This window comes from Burkholderia stagnalis (genome assembly GCF_039848545.1).
Lineage (GTDB): Bacteria > Pseudomonadota > Gammaproteobacteria > Burkholderiales > Burkholderiaceae > Burkholderia > Burkholderia stagnalis.
Genome location: NZ_CP156685.1, coordinates 2,340,664 through 2,359,307 on the forward strand (window position 1 = coordinate 2,340,664; position 18,644 = coordinate 2,359,307).

Genomic DNA, 18,644 nt, shown 5'->3' on the forward strand with positions numbered 1-18,644 from the left:
CAAATCGTCCGTGACAATGTCAGATTTGCCTACTTCTTCAGCACTATTTCGCCTTGGTTTTTAATAGGATCACTAGCTTTTTTCGCCAGACGTCGATTTTCGAAATCGCCTGAATATAAAAGAAATTTCAGCATTCCGACCCTAAAAACTCCATACACCCTTGTCGCACAAGGCTCCTGCCAACACCCCCATCACAAGGACATAATCCTGACTCGATCCGCCATCGTTGCCGATCGGCAACAATCATTCGCCGCCATTTTCAATATTAAGGAAATTAACTTTTTGATTTGATTGCGCGCGACATTCCACGCAATCGTTTGCGAGCCGATTTTAACGTTTTACTTGCGACATTTTGCCGCCATTAAAATCGAGACAGCATAATTGAATTGAAAGGTCAACCCGTCAAATGGAAGGGACGCCATGACGGACGTGCGCCTGCGACGAGCCGTCGCATTTGCGCGGCCCTCGGCAACGGAAGAAGACGGGAATCAGCGGGTGCCCTGCACCGCCTCGAGCGCCTCGGGCGAAGCAAACATCCGGGTGGCGTCATGGCCAACGCCGGGCACCTCGACGAGCCGCCAGCCGAACGCCCAGCCGCGGCTTTCCGCTGCGGCGCGGGCCGCCTGGAACGCATGGAGGCCGCGCGCATGACGGGTGGGCCCCTGTGCGTCCGCCATGCGGCCGCGCACGAGATGCCGGTTGCCGGTGTCGGCCGTGCCGAGCAGCACGGTGATGGGCTGCGCGAGATACGCGCGCAGCGCGTCGTCCGCGTCGCGCGCCGTGCCGACGCCGCCGAAGCCGAATGGCGCGGCATCGGTCACGCTCGGCATCACCCACGTCGACGGATTGGCGATCACGATGCGTGCGACGTCGGGCGCGCCATACGCGGCGACGCGGTCGAGGAATTGCGCGCCGGCCGAATGGCCGAGCAGCACGACGCTCGGCGCGGCGATGCCCGACGCCTGCCGCGCCCAGCCGACGAGCGGCGCAACGAGCCCGCGCGGCTGCCGCGGGTCGCGCGACAGCCCGTGCGCGGCGCTTGCGCCGCCATATTGATAGACGTCTCGCGGAAACCGCGCCGCGTCGAACTGCGGCGCGACGACGATCGCGCACAGGCGCTCGGCGAGCGGGATCGCGTGGTCGCGATAGGCGGCGCCGTTGCGTTGCACGCCGTGGAACACGACGAGCAGCGTCGACGGCGCGCATTGCGCGGGGCGGTACGTGAACACCGGCAGGTCGACGCCCGCGATGTGCGCCGTCGCTGCCGCCGCCCCGGGCGCGATCGTCGCGCCGGTTACCGGCTGGCTCGCCGCGATGCCCGGCGGCGGCGCCGCGGCGCCCGCATCCTGAGCGTGCGCGGCATGGCCCCCGGCCAGCGCGAAGCCTGCCGCGAGCGCGGCGCCCAGCCGTCGTGGATCGATCGTCATGCGTGCCCTGCCCGGTCGTGTCGACAAGGAATCCAACGCGCCGCCGCGCCGGTGCGATGACGGCCGTTACATTACCGGCCGTGACGCGCGCACGGCGTCACGCGCCGGCCGCCTCCCCGCCCGCCGGCGACCAGCCGCCGCCGAGCGCGCGGTACAGCGCGATCGCATTGCCGAGCCTGAGCTGCTTCAGGCGGATCAGCTCCTGCCCCGATTCGAACGTGCTGCGCTGCGCGTCGAGCAGTTCGAGATACGTCGCGACACCGCCGCCGTAACGGCGCTCGGCGAGCTTCAGGCGTGCGCCATCCGCTTCGTACACGGCCTGCTGCGCGGCGAGCTGCGTGTCGATCCAGCCGCGCGCGGCGAACGCGTCCGCCACTTCGCGGAACGCCACCTGCACGCTCTTCTCGTATTCGGCCACCGCGATGTGCTTGCGTGCGTTCGCGACGTCGAGATTCGCGCGGTTGCGCCCGCCCGCGAAGATCGGCAGCGTGACGCGCGGCGCGAACGTCCACACGCCGGTGCCGCCCGCGAACAGCCCCGAGAACGCGTCGCTGACCGAGCCGATGTCGGTCGTCAGCGCGATGCGCGGGAAGAACGCCGCGCGCGCCGCGCCGATCTGCGCGTTCGCGGCGCGCAGCCGCGCCTCGGCCTGCCGGATGTCCGGCCGGCGTTCGAGCAGTTCGCTCGGCGCGCCGGGCGCGACCGGTGCGATCGCGAGCGTGTCGAGCGTCAGCCCGTCGCCGGGCGCGGCCAGCGCGAAGTCGCCCGCGAGCAGCTGCAGCGCGCGCACCGCCTGCGCATGCTCGCGCTGCAGCGCGGCCTGCGACGCACGCGCGGACGCCACCAGCATCTCGGCGGAGCGCAGCTCGATCGCGTCGCTCGTGCCGGCCGCATAGCGGCGCTGCGTCAGCGCCGCGATCCGCTCGCGCGCATCGAGCGTGCGCTGCGCGAGCCCGAGCTGCTCGTGCAGCGCGCGCTCCGCGACGTAGGCATTGGCGACTTCGGCGATCACGCCGATGCGCACCGTGCGCTGCGCTTCGGCAGTCGCGAAATACTCGGCGAGCGCCGCGTCCGACAGGCTTTTCACGCGGCCGAACAGATCGAGCTCGTACGCGCTGATGCCGACGTCCGCGCGATACAGCCCGCTCACCGCGCTCTCGCGCACCACCGGGTCGTACTGGCGCGTGCGTTCGTAGCCGAGGTTCGCGTCGACCGACGGCAGCCGGTCCGCGCGCTGCACGCCGTACAGCGCGCGCGCTTCCTCGAGCCGGCCGGCCGCGATCCGCAGGTCGCGGTTGTTCGCGAGCGCCGCGTCGATCCACGCCTGCAGCGCCGGATCGGTGAAATACGCGCGCCAGTCGTCGAGCAGCGCGAGGCTGGACGGTTGCGCGGCCGACGCCGCGCCGTCTACCGGCGCAAAAGTCGACGGCACCGGCGCCGCCGGGCGCTCGTGGCGCGGCGCGAGCGAGCAGCCCGCGAGCGCGAGCGCGGCGGCCAGCGCGACCTGGGCGCGCAGGCCTGCGCACGCCTTCAGGCGAAACATCATGATGACGTACCCTCCATCGTCGCCGGCAGCGTTGCGCGCCGGCGCGGGCCGACGTTGAACAGCCGGCCGACGATCACGAAAAACAGCGGGACGAGGAACACCGCGAGCACGGTCGCCGTGATCACGCCGCCGAGCACGCCGGTGCCGATCGCCATCTGCGCGCCGGACGCGGCGCCCGACGCGAACGCGAGCGGCAGCACGCCGACGCCGAACGCGAGCGACGTCATCACGATCGGCCGCAGCCGCAGCCGCGCGGCTTCGAGCGCGGCGTCGGCGAGCGGCATCCCCTGCGCGACGAAATCCTTCGCGACCTCGACGATCAGGATCGCGTTCTTCGCCGACAGCCCGATCGTCGCGATCAGTCCCACCTTGAAATAAATGTCGTTCGGCATCCCGCGCAACGTCACGCCGAGGACCGCGCCGATCACGCCGAGCGGCACCACCAGCATCACCGCGAACGGAATCGACCAGCTCTCGTACAGCGCGGCCAGCGCGAGGAACACGACGAGCACCGACAGCGCGAACAGCATCGGCGCCTGCGCGCCGGACAAGCGCTCCTCGAACGACTGCCCCGACCACGCGAAGCTGGTGCCGGCCGGCAACTGCGACGCGATCCGCTCGATCGCGGCCATCGCGTCGCCGCTGCTGTGGCCGTGCGCCGCCGAACCGTTGATCGTGAACGACGGGAAGCCGTTGTAGCGCGTGAGCTGCGGCGGCCCGAGGGTCCAGTGCAGCGTCGCGAACGCCGCGAGCGGCACCATCTCGCCGCGCGCGTTGCGCACGCGCAGCTTCTTCACGTCGTCCTGGTCGAGCCGGCTCGCGCCGTCCGCCTGCACGATCACGCGCCGCACCTGGGTGCCGTGCATGAAGTCGCCGATGTAGTCGGAACCGAACATCACCGCGAGCGTCGTGTTGATCTCGTCCATCGACACGCCGAGCGCGGAGGCCTTCGCGCGATCGATGTCGAGCTTCAGCTGCGGCGCGTCCTGCGTGCCGGCGAACATCAGGTCGGTGAGCGCCGGATCCTTGCCGCCCGCTTCGAGCAGCTTCTCGCGCGCGGCGACGAACGCCGCGTAGTCGAGCCCGCCGCGGTTCTGCAGCCGGAAGTCGAAGCCGTTGGTCGAACCGAGGTCCGGCAGCGGCGGCGCGTTCATCGTGAACACCATCGTGTTCGGCGTCGCCGCGAAGCGCTCGTTGATGCGCGCGACGATCGCCTGCACCTGGTCGTGCGCCGACTTGCGGTCCTTCCAGTTCTTCAGCGTCACGAAGATCATCCCGCCGTTCGCCCCCTCGCCGTACGTGTTGTAGCCGCCGAGCGCGAACGTGTAGGCGGACGGCTCCTCGGCGCGCACGTATTCGTCGACCTGGCGCACGCTCTGCATCGTCTCCGCGAGCGGCGTGCCCTGCGGGCGGATCACCATCACCGTGAAGTTGCCCTGGTCCTCGTCCGGCAGGAACGCGGTCGGCAGGCGCGTGAGCAGCAGCGCGGCGACCGCGGTCAGCGCGCCGTACACCACCAGCCAGCGCACCGGCTTCTTCAGCACGCCGCCGACGCGCCGCGCATAGCGCTCGGTCGCGCGCGCGACGAAGCGGTTGAACCAGCCGAAGAAGCCGCCCTTCTCGTGATGGCCGTCCGCGACCGGCTTGAGCAGCGTCGCGCACAGCGCGGGCGTCAGCGACAGCGCGAGGAACGCCGAGAAGCCGATCGACACCGCAAGCGCCAGCGCGAACTGGCGATAGATGTTGCCCACGGCGCCGCCGAAGAACGCCATCGGCACGAACACCGACGTCAGCACCACCGTGATGCCGACGATCGCGCCGCTGATCTGCTGCATCGCCTTGACGGTCGCGTCGTACGGCGCGAGCTGCTCCTCGACCATCAGCCGCTCGACGTTCTCGACGACGACGATCGCATCGTCGACGAGGATGCCGATCGCGAGCACCATCCCGAACATCGTCAGCACGTTGATCGAGAAACCGGCCGCGAACATCACGCCGAACGTGCCCGCGAGCGCGACCGGCACGACGAGCGTCGGGATCAGCGTGGCGCGCAGGTTCTGCATGAACAGGAACATCACGAGGAACACCAGCACGCCGGCCTCGATCAGCGTCGTGACGACCTTGTTCATCGACACGCGCACGAACGACGACGTCTCGTACGGGATCTGGTACTTCACGCCCGGCGGGAAATACGCGGACAGCTCGTCCATCGTCGCGCGCACGCGCTTCTCGGTGGCCACCGCGTTCGAGCCCGGCGCGAGCTTGATGCCCATCCCGGTCGCGACCTTGCCGTTCACGTACGACGGATAGTTGTAGTCGTTGCCGCCGAACTCGATGCGCGCGACGTCGCGCAGGAACAGCGCGGAGCCGTCCGGCCGCGCGCGCAGCGCGATCGCGCCGAAATCGGCGGGCGTCTTCAGCGGCGCGTCGGCGTAGACGGTCGCCGCGATCGGCGCGCTGTCCGGCACCGCGCTGCGGCCGATGTCGCCCACCGTCACGCGCGCGTTGTGCGCGCGCACGGCCGACGCGACATCCGATGCGGTGAGCCCGTGGCCGGCCAGCTTCACCGGGTCCGGCCAGATCCGCATCGCGTATTCCGCGCCCCAGAACTGCACCTTGCCGACGCCCTCGACGCGTCGCAGCGCCTGCACGACGTTCGCCGACGCATATTCGCCGAGCTGCACGGCGCTCATCCGGCCGTCGTCGGACGTCAGCGACACGACGAGCTGGATGTTGTCGGCGGCCTTCTCGACCTGGATGCCGTCGCGCCGCACGGGCTCCGGCAGCCGCGCCTCGACCGTCTTCAGGCGGTTCTGCACCTCGACGGCCGCGAGATCGGCGTTCACGCCCTGCCGGAAGGTCAGGTACAGCGACGCCGAGCCGACACTGCTCGTCGCGGACGTATACAGCAGCCCCGGCGCGCCGTTCATCTCGCGCTCGATGAGCGCGGTGACGGATTCCTCGACGACCTGCGCGGACGCGCCCGGATACGTCGCGTAGATGCTGACGACCGGCGGCGCGATGTCCGGGTACTGCGCGACGGGCAGCGCGCGGATCGCGAACACGCCGCCCAGCATGATGAAAAGTGCAATCACCCACGCGAACACGGGGCGATCGATGAAGAAACGTGCCATGTTGATTCGAACCGATCAGGTTTGACGGGCGGCCGCCGCCGAAGCGGGCGCGGCCGCGGGCGGCGCGGGCCGCTCGACGGGCGTGACCGCGGTGCCGGGCGCGAACTGGGCGGCGTTGTCGACGATCACGCGCTCGCCGCCCGCGAGGCCGCGCGTGATGCGCCAGTCGCGGCCGGCCATCTGGTCGGCGACGACCTCGACGTCGCGCACCTTGCCGTTCGCGCCGACGACCTTCACCGACGCGCGGTCGGCGCCGCGCAGCAGCGCGTCGCGCGGCACCAGGATCGCCTGGCGGTCGACCGCGTTGTCGAGCGCGATCCGCACGTATGCGCCGGGCAGCAGCTCGCGCTCGGGGTTCGGGAACAGCGCGCGCATCGCGACGGTGTCGGTGGTCGGGTCGACCGCGAGATCGCTGAACAGCAGCTTGCCTTTCAGCGGATACGCGCTGCCGTCGGCGCGCAGCAGCGTCACCGCGACGTCCTGCTGCGCGATGCCGGTCGCGCGGCCGCTTTTCACCGCGCGGCGCAGCGCGTCGACGTCCGCGGCCGGCTGCGAGAAGTTCACGTAGATCGGATCGAGCTGCTCGACGGTCGTCAGCGGCGTTGCCTGGTCCTGGCCGACGAGCGCGCCTTCGGTGACGAGCGCGCGCCGCGCGCGGCCCGCGATCGGCGCGGTCACCGTCGCATAGTCGAGCTGCAGTTGCGCGCGCGCCAGCTCGGCCTTCGCCGACGCGAGTTCGGCCTTCGCCTGCGCGTCGGCCGCGACGGCCTCGGTGTGGTCGCGCTCGCTGACGGCGCGGTCGCGCACCAGATCGTCGTAGCGGCGGCGCTTGTCGCTCGCCGCGAGCGCCGCGGCCTGCGCCTTCGCGAGCGCGCCCTGCGCCGCGTCGCGCGCGGCCTTCAGCGGCGCGGGATCGATGCGGAACAGCACCGCGCCCTGCTTGACCTCCTGCCCCTCCTCGTAGGTGCGCGCGGTGACGATGCCCGCGACCCGCGCGCGCACCTCCGCCTGCCGGTATGCCTCGAGCCGGCCCGGCAGTTCGACGCCGAGCGGCATCGCGGTCGGCCGCACGGTCAGCACCGTCGCGCGCTGCGCGGCCTCGGGCGCGGCCTCGTGTTCGCCCTTTCCGCATCCGGCGACGGCCAGCATGGCCAGCAGCGCGAACGGCGCCAGCCCGTGGCGCGACAGGGAGCGATTATTCTTCATTTGGACCTCGGATCATGTGCCGCCATTAAAATGCGGCGGCTCAGGGTGGCTGATTATAATCAGTCATGACTGATTAAATACATGCCGTTTTAAATCTACCGGCGAAGTGTCTCAATAAAACGACAGCAAACTGTAAGGAACGACGCAACATGGCCCGCAAGACCCGGGAAGAATCACTCGCGATCAAGCACCGGATCCTCGATGCCGCCGAGCTCGTGCTGCTCGAGCGCGGCGTCGCGCAAACCGCGATGGCCGACCTCGCGGAAGCCGCCGGCATGTCGCGGGGCGCCGTGTACGGCCACTACAAGAACAAGATGGAGGTCTGTCTCGCGATGTGCGACCGCGCGTTCGCGCGCACGTCCGAAGGCTTCGAGGCCAGCGACGGCCAGTCCGCGCTCGATACGCTGCGGCGCGCCGCGTCGCACTACCTGGAGCAATGCGGCGAGCCGGGGTCGATGCAGCGGGTGCTCGTCATTCTGTATACGAAATGCGAGCATAGCGAGGAAAACCTCGCGCTGCAGCGCCGTCGCATCGCGCTCGAGCTGCAGATGCTGCGCATCGCCAAGGCGCTGCTGCGCCGCGCGGTCGCGGGCGGCGAGGTCGCGGCCGATCTCGACGTGCATCTCGCGGCCGTCTATCTCGTGTCGCTGCTCGAAGGCGTGTTCGAGTCGATCGTCTGGACCAACCGCCTGCGCCGCAATCTGTGGAGCGACGCGGAAGCGATCCTCGATGCGGGTTTCGACGCGGTCCGGACCTCGACGGCGCTGCGCCGCCGCGCGCAAAAATTGCCGGAATAAGGTTCGGAAGCGCAAAAAACACCTGATTTATCTCGAATTACCGCTCTGCGGAACAGTAATCCCGACCCTGTTTTAAATTTTCTACTTTTTGCGGAACATCGGTAGACTGGCGCTGTCACTTGAAATAGCGTCTTCGTGATATCCGGGTCCTGACCCGGCAATCGCGGCGCCGTTCGAAGCGGGTTGCGTCCCGCGCCGTTGGGTCGAACGGAAACGACACGGGCCCCTTGCGGGGCCTGTTTTGTTGCACGCCCACCTTCCGTCCCGTCGACACCCGATGCGCGCGCGGCCCGTGGACCTTGCCCACACCCTTTCGTCGAACCGTTTTCCTGGATGTGGATAGCCTTGGTCAAACCCACCGCCTACCCTGATGTTTCCGCCCCGCGCACACGGCGGCGCGTGCGCGCGCTCCTGCCGGCCGCCGTGCTCGGCGCCCTCGCCACGCTCGGTCTCGCGGTCGTCACGCTGCCGGCCGTGTCGCAACTGCCGGGCGCCGTCGATACCGGCGCGGCCGCGACGCCGCAGCGCGTGCTGTCGGATACCCCGTTTCCCAGCGCCGAGCATTTCGTCGCGAGCGAGCTTGCGCGGTCGATCGGCGAGCGCAATGCGCAGCCGGGCCTGTTCGCGCCGCTCAGCGCGCACCGCAACGACATGCTCGGCTATGCGAACCTGTTTACGCTCGCGCCGCCCCAGCCCGAGCACGGGCTGCGCGCGGGCGACATCGAGCTGACGCTGTCCGATACGCTGAACCGTCTCGACCTGCCGCCCGAAGTGCGGATCCAGCTCGGCGATCTCGTCAGCGGCAAGGTGCCGATGCGCGAAAGCGCGCACCGCGGGGATTACTACCGCGTCGCGTTCGACACGACCGGCAGCGCGCCGCGCCTCACCGCGCTCGAGCTGCGCGTGGCCGGCCGCACGTTCGGCGCGCTGTGGTTCAAGCCGCCGGGCGCCGACAAGGGCGCGTATTACATGCTCGACGGCACGCCGCTCGAAGCGGCCGCGTTCACGATGCCCGTCAAGTGGACGCGCATCAGCTCGTTCTTCGGCGAGCGCGTCCATCCGTTGTCGCAGGAGATGGCGTTCCATACCGGCGTCGATCTCGCCGCGCCGTCCGGCACCCGCGTCGACGCTGCGGCCGACGGCACCGTGTCGTTCGTCGGCACCGATCCGGGCGGCTACGGCAAATACGTGATCGTCGACCACGCCGACGGCTATTCGACCTACTACGCGCACCTGTCCGCGTTCGCGCACGGGCTGAAGGTCGGCGAGCCCGTCAAGCAGGGCCAACGGCTCGGCTCGGTCGGGATGACCGGCGCGGCCACGGGCCCGCACCTGCATTTCGAGGTGCGCGCTGCCGATCAGCCGGTCGACCCGCTCGTCACGCTCGCGAGCGCGCAGACGGCGCTATCCGACATGCAACTCACCGCATTCCGCCAGGAAGCCGCGCAATGGCGCTTCCGCCTCGCGTCGATCAGCACCGCGCCGTTCGCGTTCGCGCAAACCGACGGCCCGCTGTGGGGCGATTTCGCGCGCGACAAGTCGACGCTGCGCGCGGTGTTCAACACGCACTACACCGCGTCCTGACGCGCGCCGAGTCCGCCCTGCCCGTCAACGTCGCGCCGGCTGCGCGCGCTCGCCGCCGATGCGGGCGGCACGGGCCGCGCGCGGCCTGCGCGTCAGCAGCCAGCGCGCCGCGCCGTCGAGCGACGTGCACAGCACGAGATAGATCGCGGCGACGAACAGGAAGATCGGCGCCGGGTACACCATCAGCCGGTTGTTCACCTGCGTCGCGACGAACGACAGCTCCGGCACGCCGACGATGTACGCGAGCGACGTGTCCTTCACGAGCGCGACCCACTGGTTGACGAACGACGGCGTCATGATCCGGATCGCCTGCGGCAGCAGCACGTAGCGCACCGTCTGCCAGCGCGTGAGGCCCAGCGACAGCCCGGCCTGCCATTGCCCGGCGCCGGCCGCGACGATGCCCGCATGCACCGCGTGCGCGAGATACGCGCCGCCGATCAGCGCCAGCGCGCATACCACCGTCGCGAGCCCCGGCACGTCCGTGTGCAGCAGCATCGGCATCAGGAAATACGTCCAGAAGATCAGCATCAGCACCGGAATCGCGCGGAAGAAGCCGATGAACGCGAGCAGCGGCACGCGCGCCCAGCCGCGCACGAGCGCCATCGCGACGCCGAGCGCGACGCCCAGCACCGCCGACGCGAACGCGGACGCCATGGCCAGCACGAGCGACAGCGCGGCGCCGCCGAGCGGCCCGTCCGGAAACGCGCCGACGAGCAGGTAAGGAAGATTGTTGGCGAGCAGCGAGAGATCCATCGTCAATGCCCCGCGCCTAGCCGGCCACACCGAGCCGGTCGCGCCATCGCGCGGCCGCATACGCGACGGCCTCGATCGCGGCGGCCGCGGCGATGTACAGCACGGTCGCGACGCCGAACGCGGCGAACGTCTTGAAGGTTTCCGTCTCGACCTGCCGCGACGCATACGACAGCTCCGCAACGCCGATCGCCATCGCCAGCGACGAGTTCTTCACGAGGTTCATGTATTGCCCGAACAGCGGCGGCAGCGCGATGCGCACCGCCTGCGGCAGGATCACGTAGCGCAGCGCCTGCAGCGGCGTGAGGCCGAGCGCCACGGCGGCGTCGCGCTGCGCGCCCGGCACGCCGCGCAGGCCCGCCTCGCACTCCTCGGCGACGAACGCGGCCGTATACGCGCTCAGCCCGACCCAGCCCGCGACGAATTCGAACGACGGCCACGCGAGCGTGACCGGGCCCGCGTGCCACGCATGGCGCGCGTTCAGCCACGCGACCCACGTGTCGGGCAGCAGCGACGCGACGCCGAAATACCAGAACAGCAGTTGAACCAGCAGCGGCGTGTTGCGGAACGTGACGACGTAGGCCGCGGCGGCGGCGCGCCACGCGCGGTGACGCGCATGGCGCAGGATCGCGAGCACGAGCCCGCCCGCGGTCGCGGCGATGGCCGACGCGGCCGCCAGGCCGAGCGTCAGCAGGAAGCCCTGCCAGAGCCATGACAAATATTTGGGAGCCAGCCCGAGCATGCATGTGGCGCGGACGCTCGGCGCCCGCGATCATCGAAAGTCAACAGGAATGCGCCGCGACGCGCGCGCCGGCCGGGGCCGGCCGCACATCGCGGCGCGCGGGTCGCGTTCGGGTCAGGTCAGGTCTTGTCGCCGATGCGGAAGATGCGCGTGAGCGGCGTCTTCGTCGTCGGGCCGAACCACGCGTCGTAGATCTGCGTCGCGCGGCCGCTCGACTCGAGCCCCTTCAGCGTGTCGTTGACGAAGCCGAGCAGGCGCGTCTCGCCCTTCGGCACGCCCACGCCCATGTAGTCGTTCGAGATGGTGAACGCGGGAATCTCGTAGTTCTGCTTGTCCGGCACGTTCGCGAGCAGGCCGATCAGCTTCGGGCCGTCCTGCGTGATCGCCTGCACGTTGCCGGCGCGCAGCGCGGCGAACGCGAACGGCGTGTCGTCGTACGCGACGATCGTCGCCTTCGGGAATTTCTCGCGCAGCGTGATCTCGTTCGTCGTGCCCTTGTCCGCGCCGACGCGCAGGCCGCTCAACTGCTCGGCCGACTTCAGCACGCCCTTCTTCGCAAGGAACTGCTGGCCCGACGAGAAGTACGGAATGCTGAAATCGACCTGCTTCGCACGCTCGTCGGTGATCGTGAAGTTCGCGAGCACGAGATCGACCTTGCCGGAGGTCAGGAACGGAATGCGGTTCGCCGGATTGGTCGGCTGCAACTGCAGCTTCACGCCGAGCTTGTCGGCGAGCGCCTTCGCGTAGTCGACGTCGAGGCCGACGATGTGGTTGGTCTTCCCGTCGACGTAACCGAACGGCGGGTTGCTGTCGAAGGTGGCGACGCGCAGCACGCCGGCCTTCTTGATGTCGTCGAGACGGTCTGCGTGTGCGGCGGTGCCGGCGGCGACGAGCGCGGCGCCGACGAGCCAGCTGGCGAGCGTGTGGAATTTCATGAGCACGACCTGATTGTTATGAGGACCGTCGCGGATCACGCGGCGGCCCGGTTCGAGGAACTTCACGACGGGTGGTGCCGTGAAGCCGCTAACGTATCAGCGTGCTCGCCGCGGCCGAACCAAGAAATGGTGCTTTGCTCTGCGGATTTCGTGATGAAGGCATGCGACGGCCATTCGGCGCGGCGCGCCCGTTCGTCACGCGGCCGGCGCGGTCGCGGCCTCGTCGATCAGCGCGGCGACCTCGACGGGCTTCGACGCGAGCGACGCATGGCTTGCCGCGAGCGTGATCGTCTTGCGCGGCTGCATGCGCGCCGCCATCCGCTGCGGGTTCTCCGGCGCGATCATCCGGTCGTCGCTCGAGATCGGGTACCACTCGGACTCGGCCGCCAAGGGACGCGGCGCACAAAAAAAGGCGCCCGCTGCAAGCAGCGGGCGCGAATCCCAGTCAAGGAGGTGTCACACGAACTACCGGTTCAGATTAAGGAAATCGCGTGCGACGGGCAACGAAGCGATTTCGATATCGATATGACGGCCATCTGCCGTCCACGGACCGGGCGATCGTGCGCGGCCGCGACGCGTGCTCATGCCGGCACTTCCCGGGTCGCGCAGTGAATGCCGCCGCCGCCCGCGGCAATGCCGTCGATGTCGAGCTGGATCACGTCGCGGCCCGGGAACAGGTCGACGAGCGTATCGCGCGTATTCTTGTCCGCGCGGCTGTCGCCGAATGCCGGCGCGATCACCGCGCGATTGCAGACGTAGAAATTGATGTAGCCGGCCGCGAACTCCGCGTTCTCGTATTTGCGCCGCACGGTTTTCGGCCCCGGCAGCACCACGACCTTCAGCGCCCGCCCCTTCGCGTCGGTCGCTTGCCGCAGGATCTCGAGATGCCGCCGCGTAACCGCGTGATCGTAGGACGACGGATCCGTATCGAGCCCGGCCACCACGACGCCCGGGCTCGTGAAGCGCGCATAGAAGTCGGTATGCCCGTCGGTAATGTCCTTGCCCGCGATGCCGGGCAGCCAGATGATCTTCTTCAGCCCGAGCAGGCGGCTCAGCTCGGCTTCGCACTGCGCCTGGCTGACGCCCGGATTCCGGTTCGGATTGAGCACGCAGCTGCGCGTGATGATCGCCGTGCCCTCGCCGTCCACCTCGATGCCGCCGCCTTCCAGCACCAGCCGCGTGTCGAGCAGCCGCGCCCCGGCGCGCCCGGCCACGAACGGCGCGACTTCCGCGTCCTGATCGTGTTCCTGCTTGTTGCCCCAGCCGTTGAAATTGAAGTTCACGCCGCCGAGCTGCCCCGACGCCTGCTTCACGAACACGGGCCCCGTGTCGCGCATCCACAGATCGTCGACCGGATGCTGGACCAGCTCGACCGATGCGCCGCACAGGCGCGATGCAATCGCATAGTCCTGTTCCCGCACCAGCATCTTGACCGGCTCGTGCGCGGCGATCGCCTTCGCGATGGCGGCCAGGTTCTCGCGCACCACGGGCAGCAGCCGCGCGCCCCAGATGTCCTCGCTCGGGCCGAACGCCATCCAGGTGGCCGTATGCGGCGCGCCCTCGTCGGGCATGTGCCACGTCGCACCTTGCGCGCGGGCCGCGCCGCTCCATGCGCCGCCCAGCGTGCCGGCCAGCAGCGCGGAACCCGAGGCGAACAGGCCCCGCTTCAGTATCTGACGTCGTGTCGTCATCGTCGTGCTCTCTGTTCCTGGATGTGACAGGCGGCGATTGTGAGGCAGATCAGACTTGATCGATATTGATTTTTCCTGGTTGAATCGATCAAGTTTTCTCATATCTTGATGCCAGCATTCCGCCCCTGATTTTCCGCCCGGTTTCGAGGCGGCGGCCCGGCCGGGCGATGTCCCGCGCGCTTGCTCGTCCATGGCGAGGCTCAAAAAAAACGTCCCGCCAGCAGGCGGGACGTTAATCATGAAGCCGGGGGTTGGTATGCAACCGATCACGGCTCGTGACGCAGGTACCCTTCCTTGCTCGGATCGCGCATCCGGTACGACACGAGCAGCGAGATCGCGCACAGCGCGGTCACATACCAGTAGAACGTCTCCTCGCTGCCGATCGACTTGAACCACAGCGCGACGTACTCGGCCGAGCCGCCGAAGATCGCGTTCGCGACCGCATACGACAGGCCGACACCCATCGCGCGCACTTCGGGCGGGAACATCTCGGCCTTGATCAGGCCGCTGATCGACGTGTAGAAGCTGACGATCGCGAGCGCGACCGTGATCAGCGCGAACGCCGCGACCGGGCTCTGCACGTCCTTCAGCGCATGCATCAGCGGCACCGTGCCGATCACCGAGCACACGCCGAACAGGATCATCGACATGCGGCGGCCGATCTTGTCGGACAGCGCGCCGAACACCGGCTGCAGCAGCATGTAGACGAGCAGCGCGACGGTCATCACGTTGCTGGCGGTCTTCGCATGCATGCCGGCCGTGTTCACGAGGTACTTCTGCATGTACGTCGTGAACGTGTAGAAGATCAGCGAGCCGCCGGCCGTGAAGCCGACCACCGTGAAGAACGCGCCCTTGTGCTGCCACACGCCGCGAATCGTGCCGGCATCCTTCTTGTCGCGCGACGCGCTGGTCGACGTCTCGTCGAGCGACTTGCGCAGGTACAGCGAGACCAGCGCGGCCGCCGCGCCGACCACGAACGGAATGCGCCAGCCCCACGCCTTCAGCTCCGCGGTCGACAGCGTCTGCTGCAGGATCACGAGCACGAGCAGCGCGCACAGCTGGCCGCCGATCAGCGTCACGTACTGGAACGACGCGAAGAAGCCGCGCCGCCCCTTCAGCGCGACTTCGCTCATGTAGGTCGCGCTCGTGCCGTACTCGCCGCCCACCGACAGCCCCTGGAACAGCCGCGCGATCAGCAGCAGCAGCGGCGCGAATGCGCCGATCTGCGCATAGGTCGGCAGCACCGCGATCACGAGCGAGCCGCCGCACATCATCAGCACCGAGATCATCATCGCGGCGCGGCGGCCGTGACGATCGGCGATGCGGCCGAACAGCCAGCCGCCGATCGGGCGCATCAGGAAGCCGGCCGCGAACACGCCGGCGGTGTTCAGCAGCTGCGTCGTCGTGTTGCCGCTCGGGAAGAACGCGGGCGCGAAGTACAGCGCGCAGAACGAGTAGATGTAGAAGTCGAACCACTCGACGAGGTTGCCCGACGAGGCGCCGACGATGGCGAACACGCGCCGCCGGGTGTCGTGCGCGGACGGCACGGCTTGGTCGGTCTGGACGTCCATGGGTTGGTCTGTTCCTTTGTAGTGCTTTTGGGCGTGACGGCTGCGACACCGCCGCGTGCGGAAGCGCGTGGCACCGGTTCTGGCGCATGGCGCCACCGGATTTTAGCGAAACGCGATGAAAAGAGCTGTCCGGATTCGCCCGGATGGAGAAGATTTTTCTCCGGACATCCCGTCGTCATATGAAAACGCCAGCCCGCGGGCTGGCGTCGACCGACATCAGGCGCACCGGCGCATGCCGCTCACACGCGCACTTCGGGCGGCGTATAGCGGCACTCGTAGCGCTTGCGCACGGTGCCCGCCTCGTCGACGCTTTCCAGGTACACGTCGAACTGCCACAGCCGCGCCATGTGCTTGAGCACCTCGTCGCTGTCGTTCGACAGGTGCCGGTTGTCGGTCATGAAGTGGCGCAGCGTGAGGCTGCGATCGCCGCGCGTGTTGACCGCCCACACCTGGATGTTCGGTTCGCGATGATGGATGTCGTACTGCCGCGACAGCGCCTGCCGCACGTACTGGTAGCCGGAGTCGTCGTGGATCGCCGACACCTCGAGCGAATCGCGCATGTCGTCGTCGAGCACCGAGAACAGCCGCATCTCGCGGATCAGGTGCGGCGACAGGTATTGCGCGATGAAGCTCTCGTCCTTGAAGTTGCGCATCGCGTAATGCATGGCCGGCAGCCACGGGCTGCCCGCGAGCTCGGGGAACCACTTGTAGTCCTCGTCCGTCGGCGCTTCGCAGATCCGCCGGATGTCGCTCATCATCGAGAAGCCGAGCGCATACGGGTTGATCCCGCTGTAGTACGGTTTCGTGACGGGCGGCTGGTAGATCACGTTGCTGTGCGAATGGAGGAACTCCATCATGAAGCCGTCTTCCAGCTTGCCCTGGTTGTACAGCGTGTTGAGCAGCGTGTAATGCCAGAACGTCGCCCAGCCTTCGTTCATCACCTGCGTCTGCCGCTGCGGATAGAAGTACTGGCCGATCTTGCGCACGATGCGGATCACTTCCCGCTCCCATGGCTCGAGCAGCGGCGCGTTCTTCTCCGCGAAATACAGCAGGTTTTCCTGCGGCTCCGGCGGATAGCGTTCTTCCTGCTCCTCCGCGAGCTCCGGCTTGCGGTTCGGCAGCGTGCGCCACAGCTCGTTGATCTGCGACTGCATGTACGCCTCGCGCTCGCGGCGCAGCGCCGCTTCCTTCGACAGCGACGGCTTCTGCGGCCGCTTGTAGCGGTCGACGCCGTAGTTCATCAGCGCGTGGCACGAGTCGAGCAGCTCCTCGACGCGGTCGAGGCCGAAGCGCTCCTCGCATTCGGCGACGTAGTTCTTCGCGTAGACGAGGTAGTCGATGATCGCGTGCGCATCGGTCCACAACCGGAACAGGTAGTTGCCCTTGAAGAACGAGTTGTGCCCGTACGCCGCGTGCGCGATGACGAGCGCCTGCATCGTCATCGTGTTCTCTTCCATCAGATACGCGATGCACGGGTTCGAATTGATGACGATCTCGTAGGCGAGCCCCATCTGGCCGCGGCGATAGCTCTTCTCGGTCGACAGGAAATGCTTGCCGAACGACCAGTGCCGGTAGTTGACCGGCATCCCGACCGACGCGTACGCGTCCATCATCTGCTCGGCGCTGATCAGCTCGAGCTGGATCGGGTAGATGTCGAGCTCATACTGCTCGGCAACCTGCGCGATATGCGTGTCGTATTCCTCGAGCAGCTCGAAGGTCCAGTCGGACGGGCACGGCAGCGGCCTGCGATCGGCAACGTTCATACGCGCTTCCTTCTGCCCGGCACCGGGCAAGTCGGCGGGCGGCGTCGACGGTTCGGCCCGATCGCGTTGCTGCGTTGCGTCATGGCCTGCGGTGTCGTCGCCGGATCGGCGCGGCTGGTAGCCGCGCGATTCGCTGTGCAGATGGCGGGATGTCATGACATTTCCACCTGCTTTTCGAACAATTCACGAAACACCGGGTAAATGTCGGCAGCCGATTCCACTTTTTTCATCGCGAGATGCGGTTGCGACTGCATCAACTGCGCGTATTCCAGCCAGAGATTCTGCTCTTCCGGCGCCACCTGGATGTACGCGAAGTAACGCGTCTTCGTGAGGATATCCTCTTCCAGGATTTTCCGACACTTCGGCGAATCGTCCGTCCAGTTGTCGCCGTCCGACGCCTGCGCGCCGTAGATGTTCCACTCGGTCGGCGAGTAGCGCTCGCTCTGCACCTTGCGCATCAGCTCGAGCGCGCTCGACACCACCGTGCCGCCGCTTTCGGTCGAGTGGAAGAAAGTGTCCTCGTCGACCTCCTCCGCGCGCGTGTGGTGGCGGATGAACACCACCTCGATGCGCTCGTAGTTGCGCTTCAGGAACAGGTACAGCAGGATGAAGAAGCGCTTCGCGAGATCCTTGCGCTGCTCGTCCATCGAGCCGGACACGTCCATCAGGCAGAACATCACCGCCTGGCTCGACGGCTGCGGCTGCTTCACGCGGTTGATGTAGCGCAGGTCGAACGGGTCGATGAACGGGATGCGCCAGATGCGCCCTTTCAGGTGATGGATCTGGTCCTCGAGCGCGGCGATCTCCGTGCGGCGATCCTCGGGGTCGCGCTTGAGCGCTTCGAGCTGCGCCTCGAGCTCGTGCAGCTCGTTGACGAGCGGCGAGCCGAGCGCGATGCGGCGGCCGAGCGCACTCCTCAGCGAACGCACGACGTCGATGTTGTTCGGCGTGCCTTCCGCCGACCAGCCCGCGCGCACGTTCTTCCAGCTCGGCACCGTCAGCAGGTGCGTCTTCACGAGGCGCGGCAGTTCGAGATCGTCGAAGAAGTACTGCATGAACTCGTCGCGGGACAGCTCGAACACGAAGTCGTCCTGCCCTTCGCCCTCGTTGCTGGCCTGGCTGCCGCCGCCGCCCGAGCCGCCTTGCGGCCGCGGGATCTTGTCGCCGCGCACGTAATCCTCGTTGCCCGGATGCACGTGCTCGCGGCGCCCGCCCGGCCCGTGCCGGAACGTCGGCTCGGCGATGTCCTTGCGCGGGATCGTGATGCTCTGGGTGCTCTGGATGTCCTTGATGCTACGGTCGCGCACCGCATCGGACACGGCGCGACGAATGTAGTTCTTGACGCGACGCAGAAAGCGTTCGCGGTTGGCAATGCTCTTGTTCTTGCCGGCTAGCCTGCGGTCGATGATTTGATGAAGCACGCCCGGTCTCCCGCTCGTAAGTCGATATGCCGGGACGCTCGCCGCATGCCGTCTCCCGTCATGCGGGCGGCGTCTCT

At 68.0% G+C, this 18,644-nt stretch carries 13 protein-coding genes and 1 pseudogene; 2 read left to right on the forward strand and 12 right to left on the reverse strand.

Translation table 11 applies throughout. From position 1 onward, the window contains the following. Positions 1 to 488: 488 nt before the first annotated feature. From ABFO07_RS10820 to ABFO07_RS10835, 4 genes are all read right to left on the reverse strand, one after another. Positions 489 to 1,427 carry a hypothetical protein gene (locus tag ABFO07_RS10820; RefSeq protein ID WP_059962798.1) on the reverse strand — a complete coding sequence of 313 codons (939 nt, stop codon included), beginning with the start codon at positions 1,425 to 1,427 and terminating at the stop codon, positions 489 to 491. 97 nt (positions 1,428 to 1,524) lie between these two features. After that, positions 1,525 to 2,970, reverse strand: a complete 1,446-nt coding sequence (locus ABFO07_RS10825) for an efflux transporter outer membrane subunit (protein WP_347468657.1) — start codon at positions 2,968 to 2,970, stop codon at positions 1,525 to 1,527. Then, entirely contained in the window at positions 2,970 to 6,107 is a 3,138-nt protein-coding gene (locus tag ABFO07_RS10830; RefSeq protein ID WP_347467174.1) for a multidrug efflux RND transporter permease subunit, read from the reverse strand. The genes ABFO07_RS10825 and ABFO07_RS10830 overlap by 1 nt, the downstream gene beginning before the upstream one ends. A 15-nt stretch (positions 6,108 to 6,122) precedes the next feature. Further along, positions 6,123 to 7,313, reverse strand: a complete 1,191-nt coding sequence (locus ABFO07_RS10835) for a MexX/AxyX family multidrug efflux RND transporter periplasmic adaptor subunit (protein WP_059906254.1) — start codon at positions 7,311 to 7,313, stop codon at positions 6,123 to 6,125. Between the two features lie 149 nt (positions 7,314 to 7,462). Between ABFO07_RS10835 and ABFO07_RS10840 the strand changes: the two genes are divergently transcribed. Both ABFO07_RS10840 and ABFO07_RS10845 read left to right on the forward strand, forming a co-directional pair. Then, entirely contained in the window at positions 7,463 to 8,110 is a 648-nt protein-coding gene (locus ABFO07_RS10840; protein ID WP_059886031.1) for a TetR family transcriptional regulator, read from the forward strand. A gap of 333 nt (positions 8,111 to 8,443) precedes the next feature. Continuing rightward, positions 8,444 to 9,694 carry a M23 family metallopeptidase gene (locus ABFO07_RS10845; protein ID WP_230959054.1) on the forward strand — a complete coding sequence of 417 codons (1,251 nt, stop codon included), beginning with the start codon at positions 8,444 to 8,446 and terminating at the stop codon, positions 9,692 to 9,694. A 24-nt stretch (positions 9,695 to 9,718) separates the two neighbouring features. Here ABFO07_RS10845 and ABFO07_RS10850 read toward each other — a convergent pair whose 3' ends face one another. From ABFO07_RS10850 to ABFO07_RS10885, 8 genes and pseudogenes are all read right to left on the reverse strand, one after another. Beyond that, entirely contained in the window at positions 9,719 to 10,447 is a 729-nt protein-coding gene (locus ABFO07_RS10850) for an amino acid ABC transporter permease (RefSeq protein ID WP_059806940.1), read from the reverse strand. Between the two features lie 16 nt (positions 10,448 to 10,463). Then, positions 10,464 to 11,186, reverse strand: coding sequence for an amino acid ABC transporter permease (locus tag ABFO07_RS10855; protein WP_059806943.1), 723 nt, complete (start codon positions 11,184 to 11,186; stop codon positions 10,464 to 10,466). Positions 11,187 to 11,305: 119 nt separating this feature from the next. Continuing rightward, entirely contained in the window at positions 11,306 to 12,121 is an 816-nt protein-coding gene (locus tag ABFO07_RS10860) for an ABC transporter substrate-binding protein (protein WP_059807246.1), read from the reverse strand. Positions 12,122 to 12,316: 195 nt separating this feature from the next. Next, a pseudogene (locus tag ABFO07_RS10865) lies at positions 12,317 to 12,493 on the reverse strand (alpha/beta hydrolase); the annotation flags it as partial. A 209-nt stretch (positions 12,494 to 12,702) separates the two neighbouring features. Next, entirely contained in the window at positions 12,703 to 13,812 is a 1,110-nt protein-coding gene (locus tag ABFO07_RS10870; RefSeq protein ID WP_059886039.1) for an agmatine deiminase family protein, read from the reverse strand. Between the two features lie 266 nt (positions 13,813 to 14,078). After that, entirely contained in the window at positions 14,079 to 15,383 is a 1,305-nt protein-coding gene (locus ABFO07_RS10875; RefSeq protein WP_059806953.1) for an MFS family transporter, read from the reverse strand. Positions 15,384 to 15,622: 239 nt separating this feature from the next. Then, on the reverse strand, positions 15,623 to 17,302 hold the full coding sequence (locus ABFO07_RS10880) for a SpoVR family protein (RefSeq protein WP_059560524.1): 1,680 nt from the start codon (positions 17,300 to 17,302) through the stop codon (positions 15,623 to 15,625). Further along, positions 17,299 to 18,567 (reverse strand): YeaH/YhbH family protein, encoded by a 1,269-nt coding sequence (locus tag ABFO07_RS10885; protein WP_059923889.1) that lies wholly within the window; start codon positions 18,565 to 18,567, stop codon positions 17,299 to 17,301. The genes ABFO07_RS10880 and ABFO07_RS10885 overlap by 4 nt, the downstream gene beginning before the upstream one ends. Positions 18,568 to 18,644 lie beyond the last annotated feature (77 nt).

Coding starts and splice junctions, on each gene's coding strand:
- ABFO07_RS10875 (WP_059806953.1), bottom strand. CDS start 15,383: ATGGACGTCCAGACCGACCAAGCCGTGCCGTCCGCGCACGACACCCGG.
- ABFO07_RS10840 (WP_059886031.1), top strand. CDS start 7,463: ATGGCCCGCAAGACCCGGGAAGAATCACTCGCGATCAAGCACCGGATC.
- ABFO07_RS10825 (WP_347468657.1), bottom strand. CDS start 2,970: ATGTTTCGCCTGAAGGCGTGCGCAGGCCTGCGCGCCCAGGTCGCGCTG.
- ABFO07_RS10835 (WP_059906254.1), bottom strand. CDS start 7,313: ATGAAGAATAATCGCTCCCTGTCGCGCCACGGGCTGGCGCCGTTCGCG.
- ABFO07_RS10850 (WP_059806940.1), bottom strand. CDS start 10,447: ATGGATCTCTCGCTGCTCGCCAACAATCTTCCTTACCTGCTCGTCGGC.
- ABFO07_RS10820 (WP_059962798.1), bottom strand. CDS start 1,427: ATGACGATCGATCCACGACGGCTGGGCGCCGCGCTCGCGGCAGGCTTC.
- ABFO07_RS10855 (WP_059806943.1), bottom strand. CDS start 11,186: ATGCTCGGGCTGGCTCCCAAATATTTGTCATGGCTCTGGCAGGGCTTC.
- ABFO07_RS10860 (WP_059807246.1), bottom strand. CDS start 12,121: ATGAAATTCCACACGCTCGCCAGCTGGCTCGTCGGCGCCGCGCTCGTC.
- ABFO07_RS10830 (WP_347467174.1), bottom strand. CDS start 6,107: ATGGCACGTTTCTTCATCGATCGCCCCGTGTTCGCGTGGGTGATTGCA.
- ABFO07_RS10870 (WP_059886039.1), bottom strand. CDS start 13,812: ATGACGACACGACGTCAGATACTGAAGCGGGGCCTGTTCGCCTCGGGT.
- ABFO07_RS10845 (WP_230959054.1), top strand. CDS start 8,444: ATGTGGATAGCCTTGGTCAAACCCACCGCCTACCCTGATGTTTCCGCC.
- ABFO07_RS10880 (WP_059560524.1), bottom strand. CDS start 17,302: ATGACATCCCGCCATCTGCACAGCGAATCGCGCGGCTACCAGCCGCGC.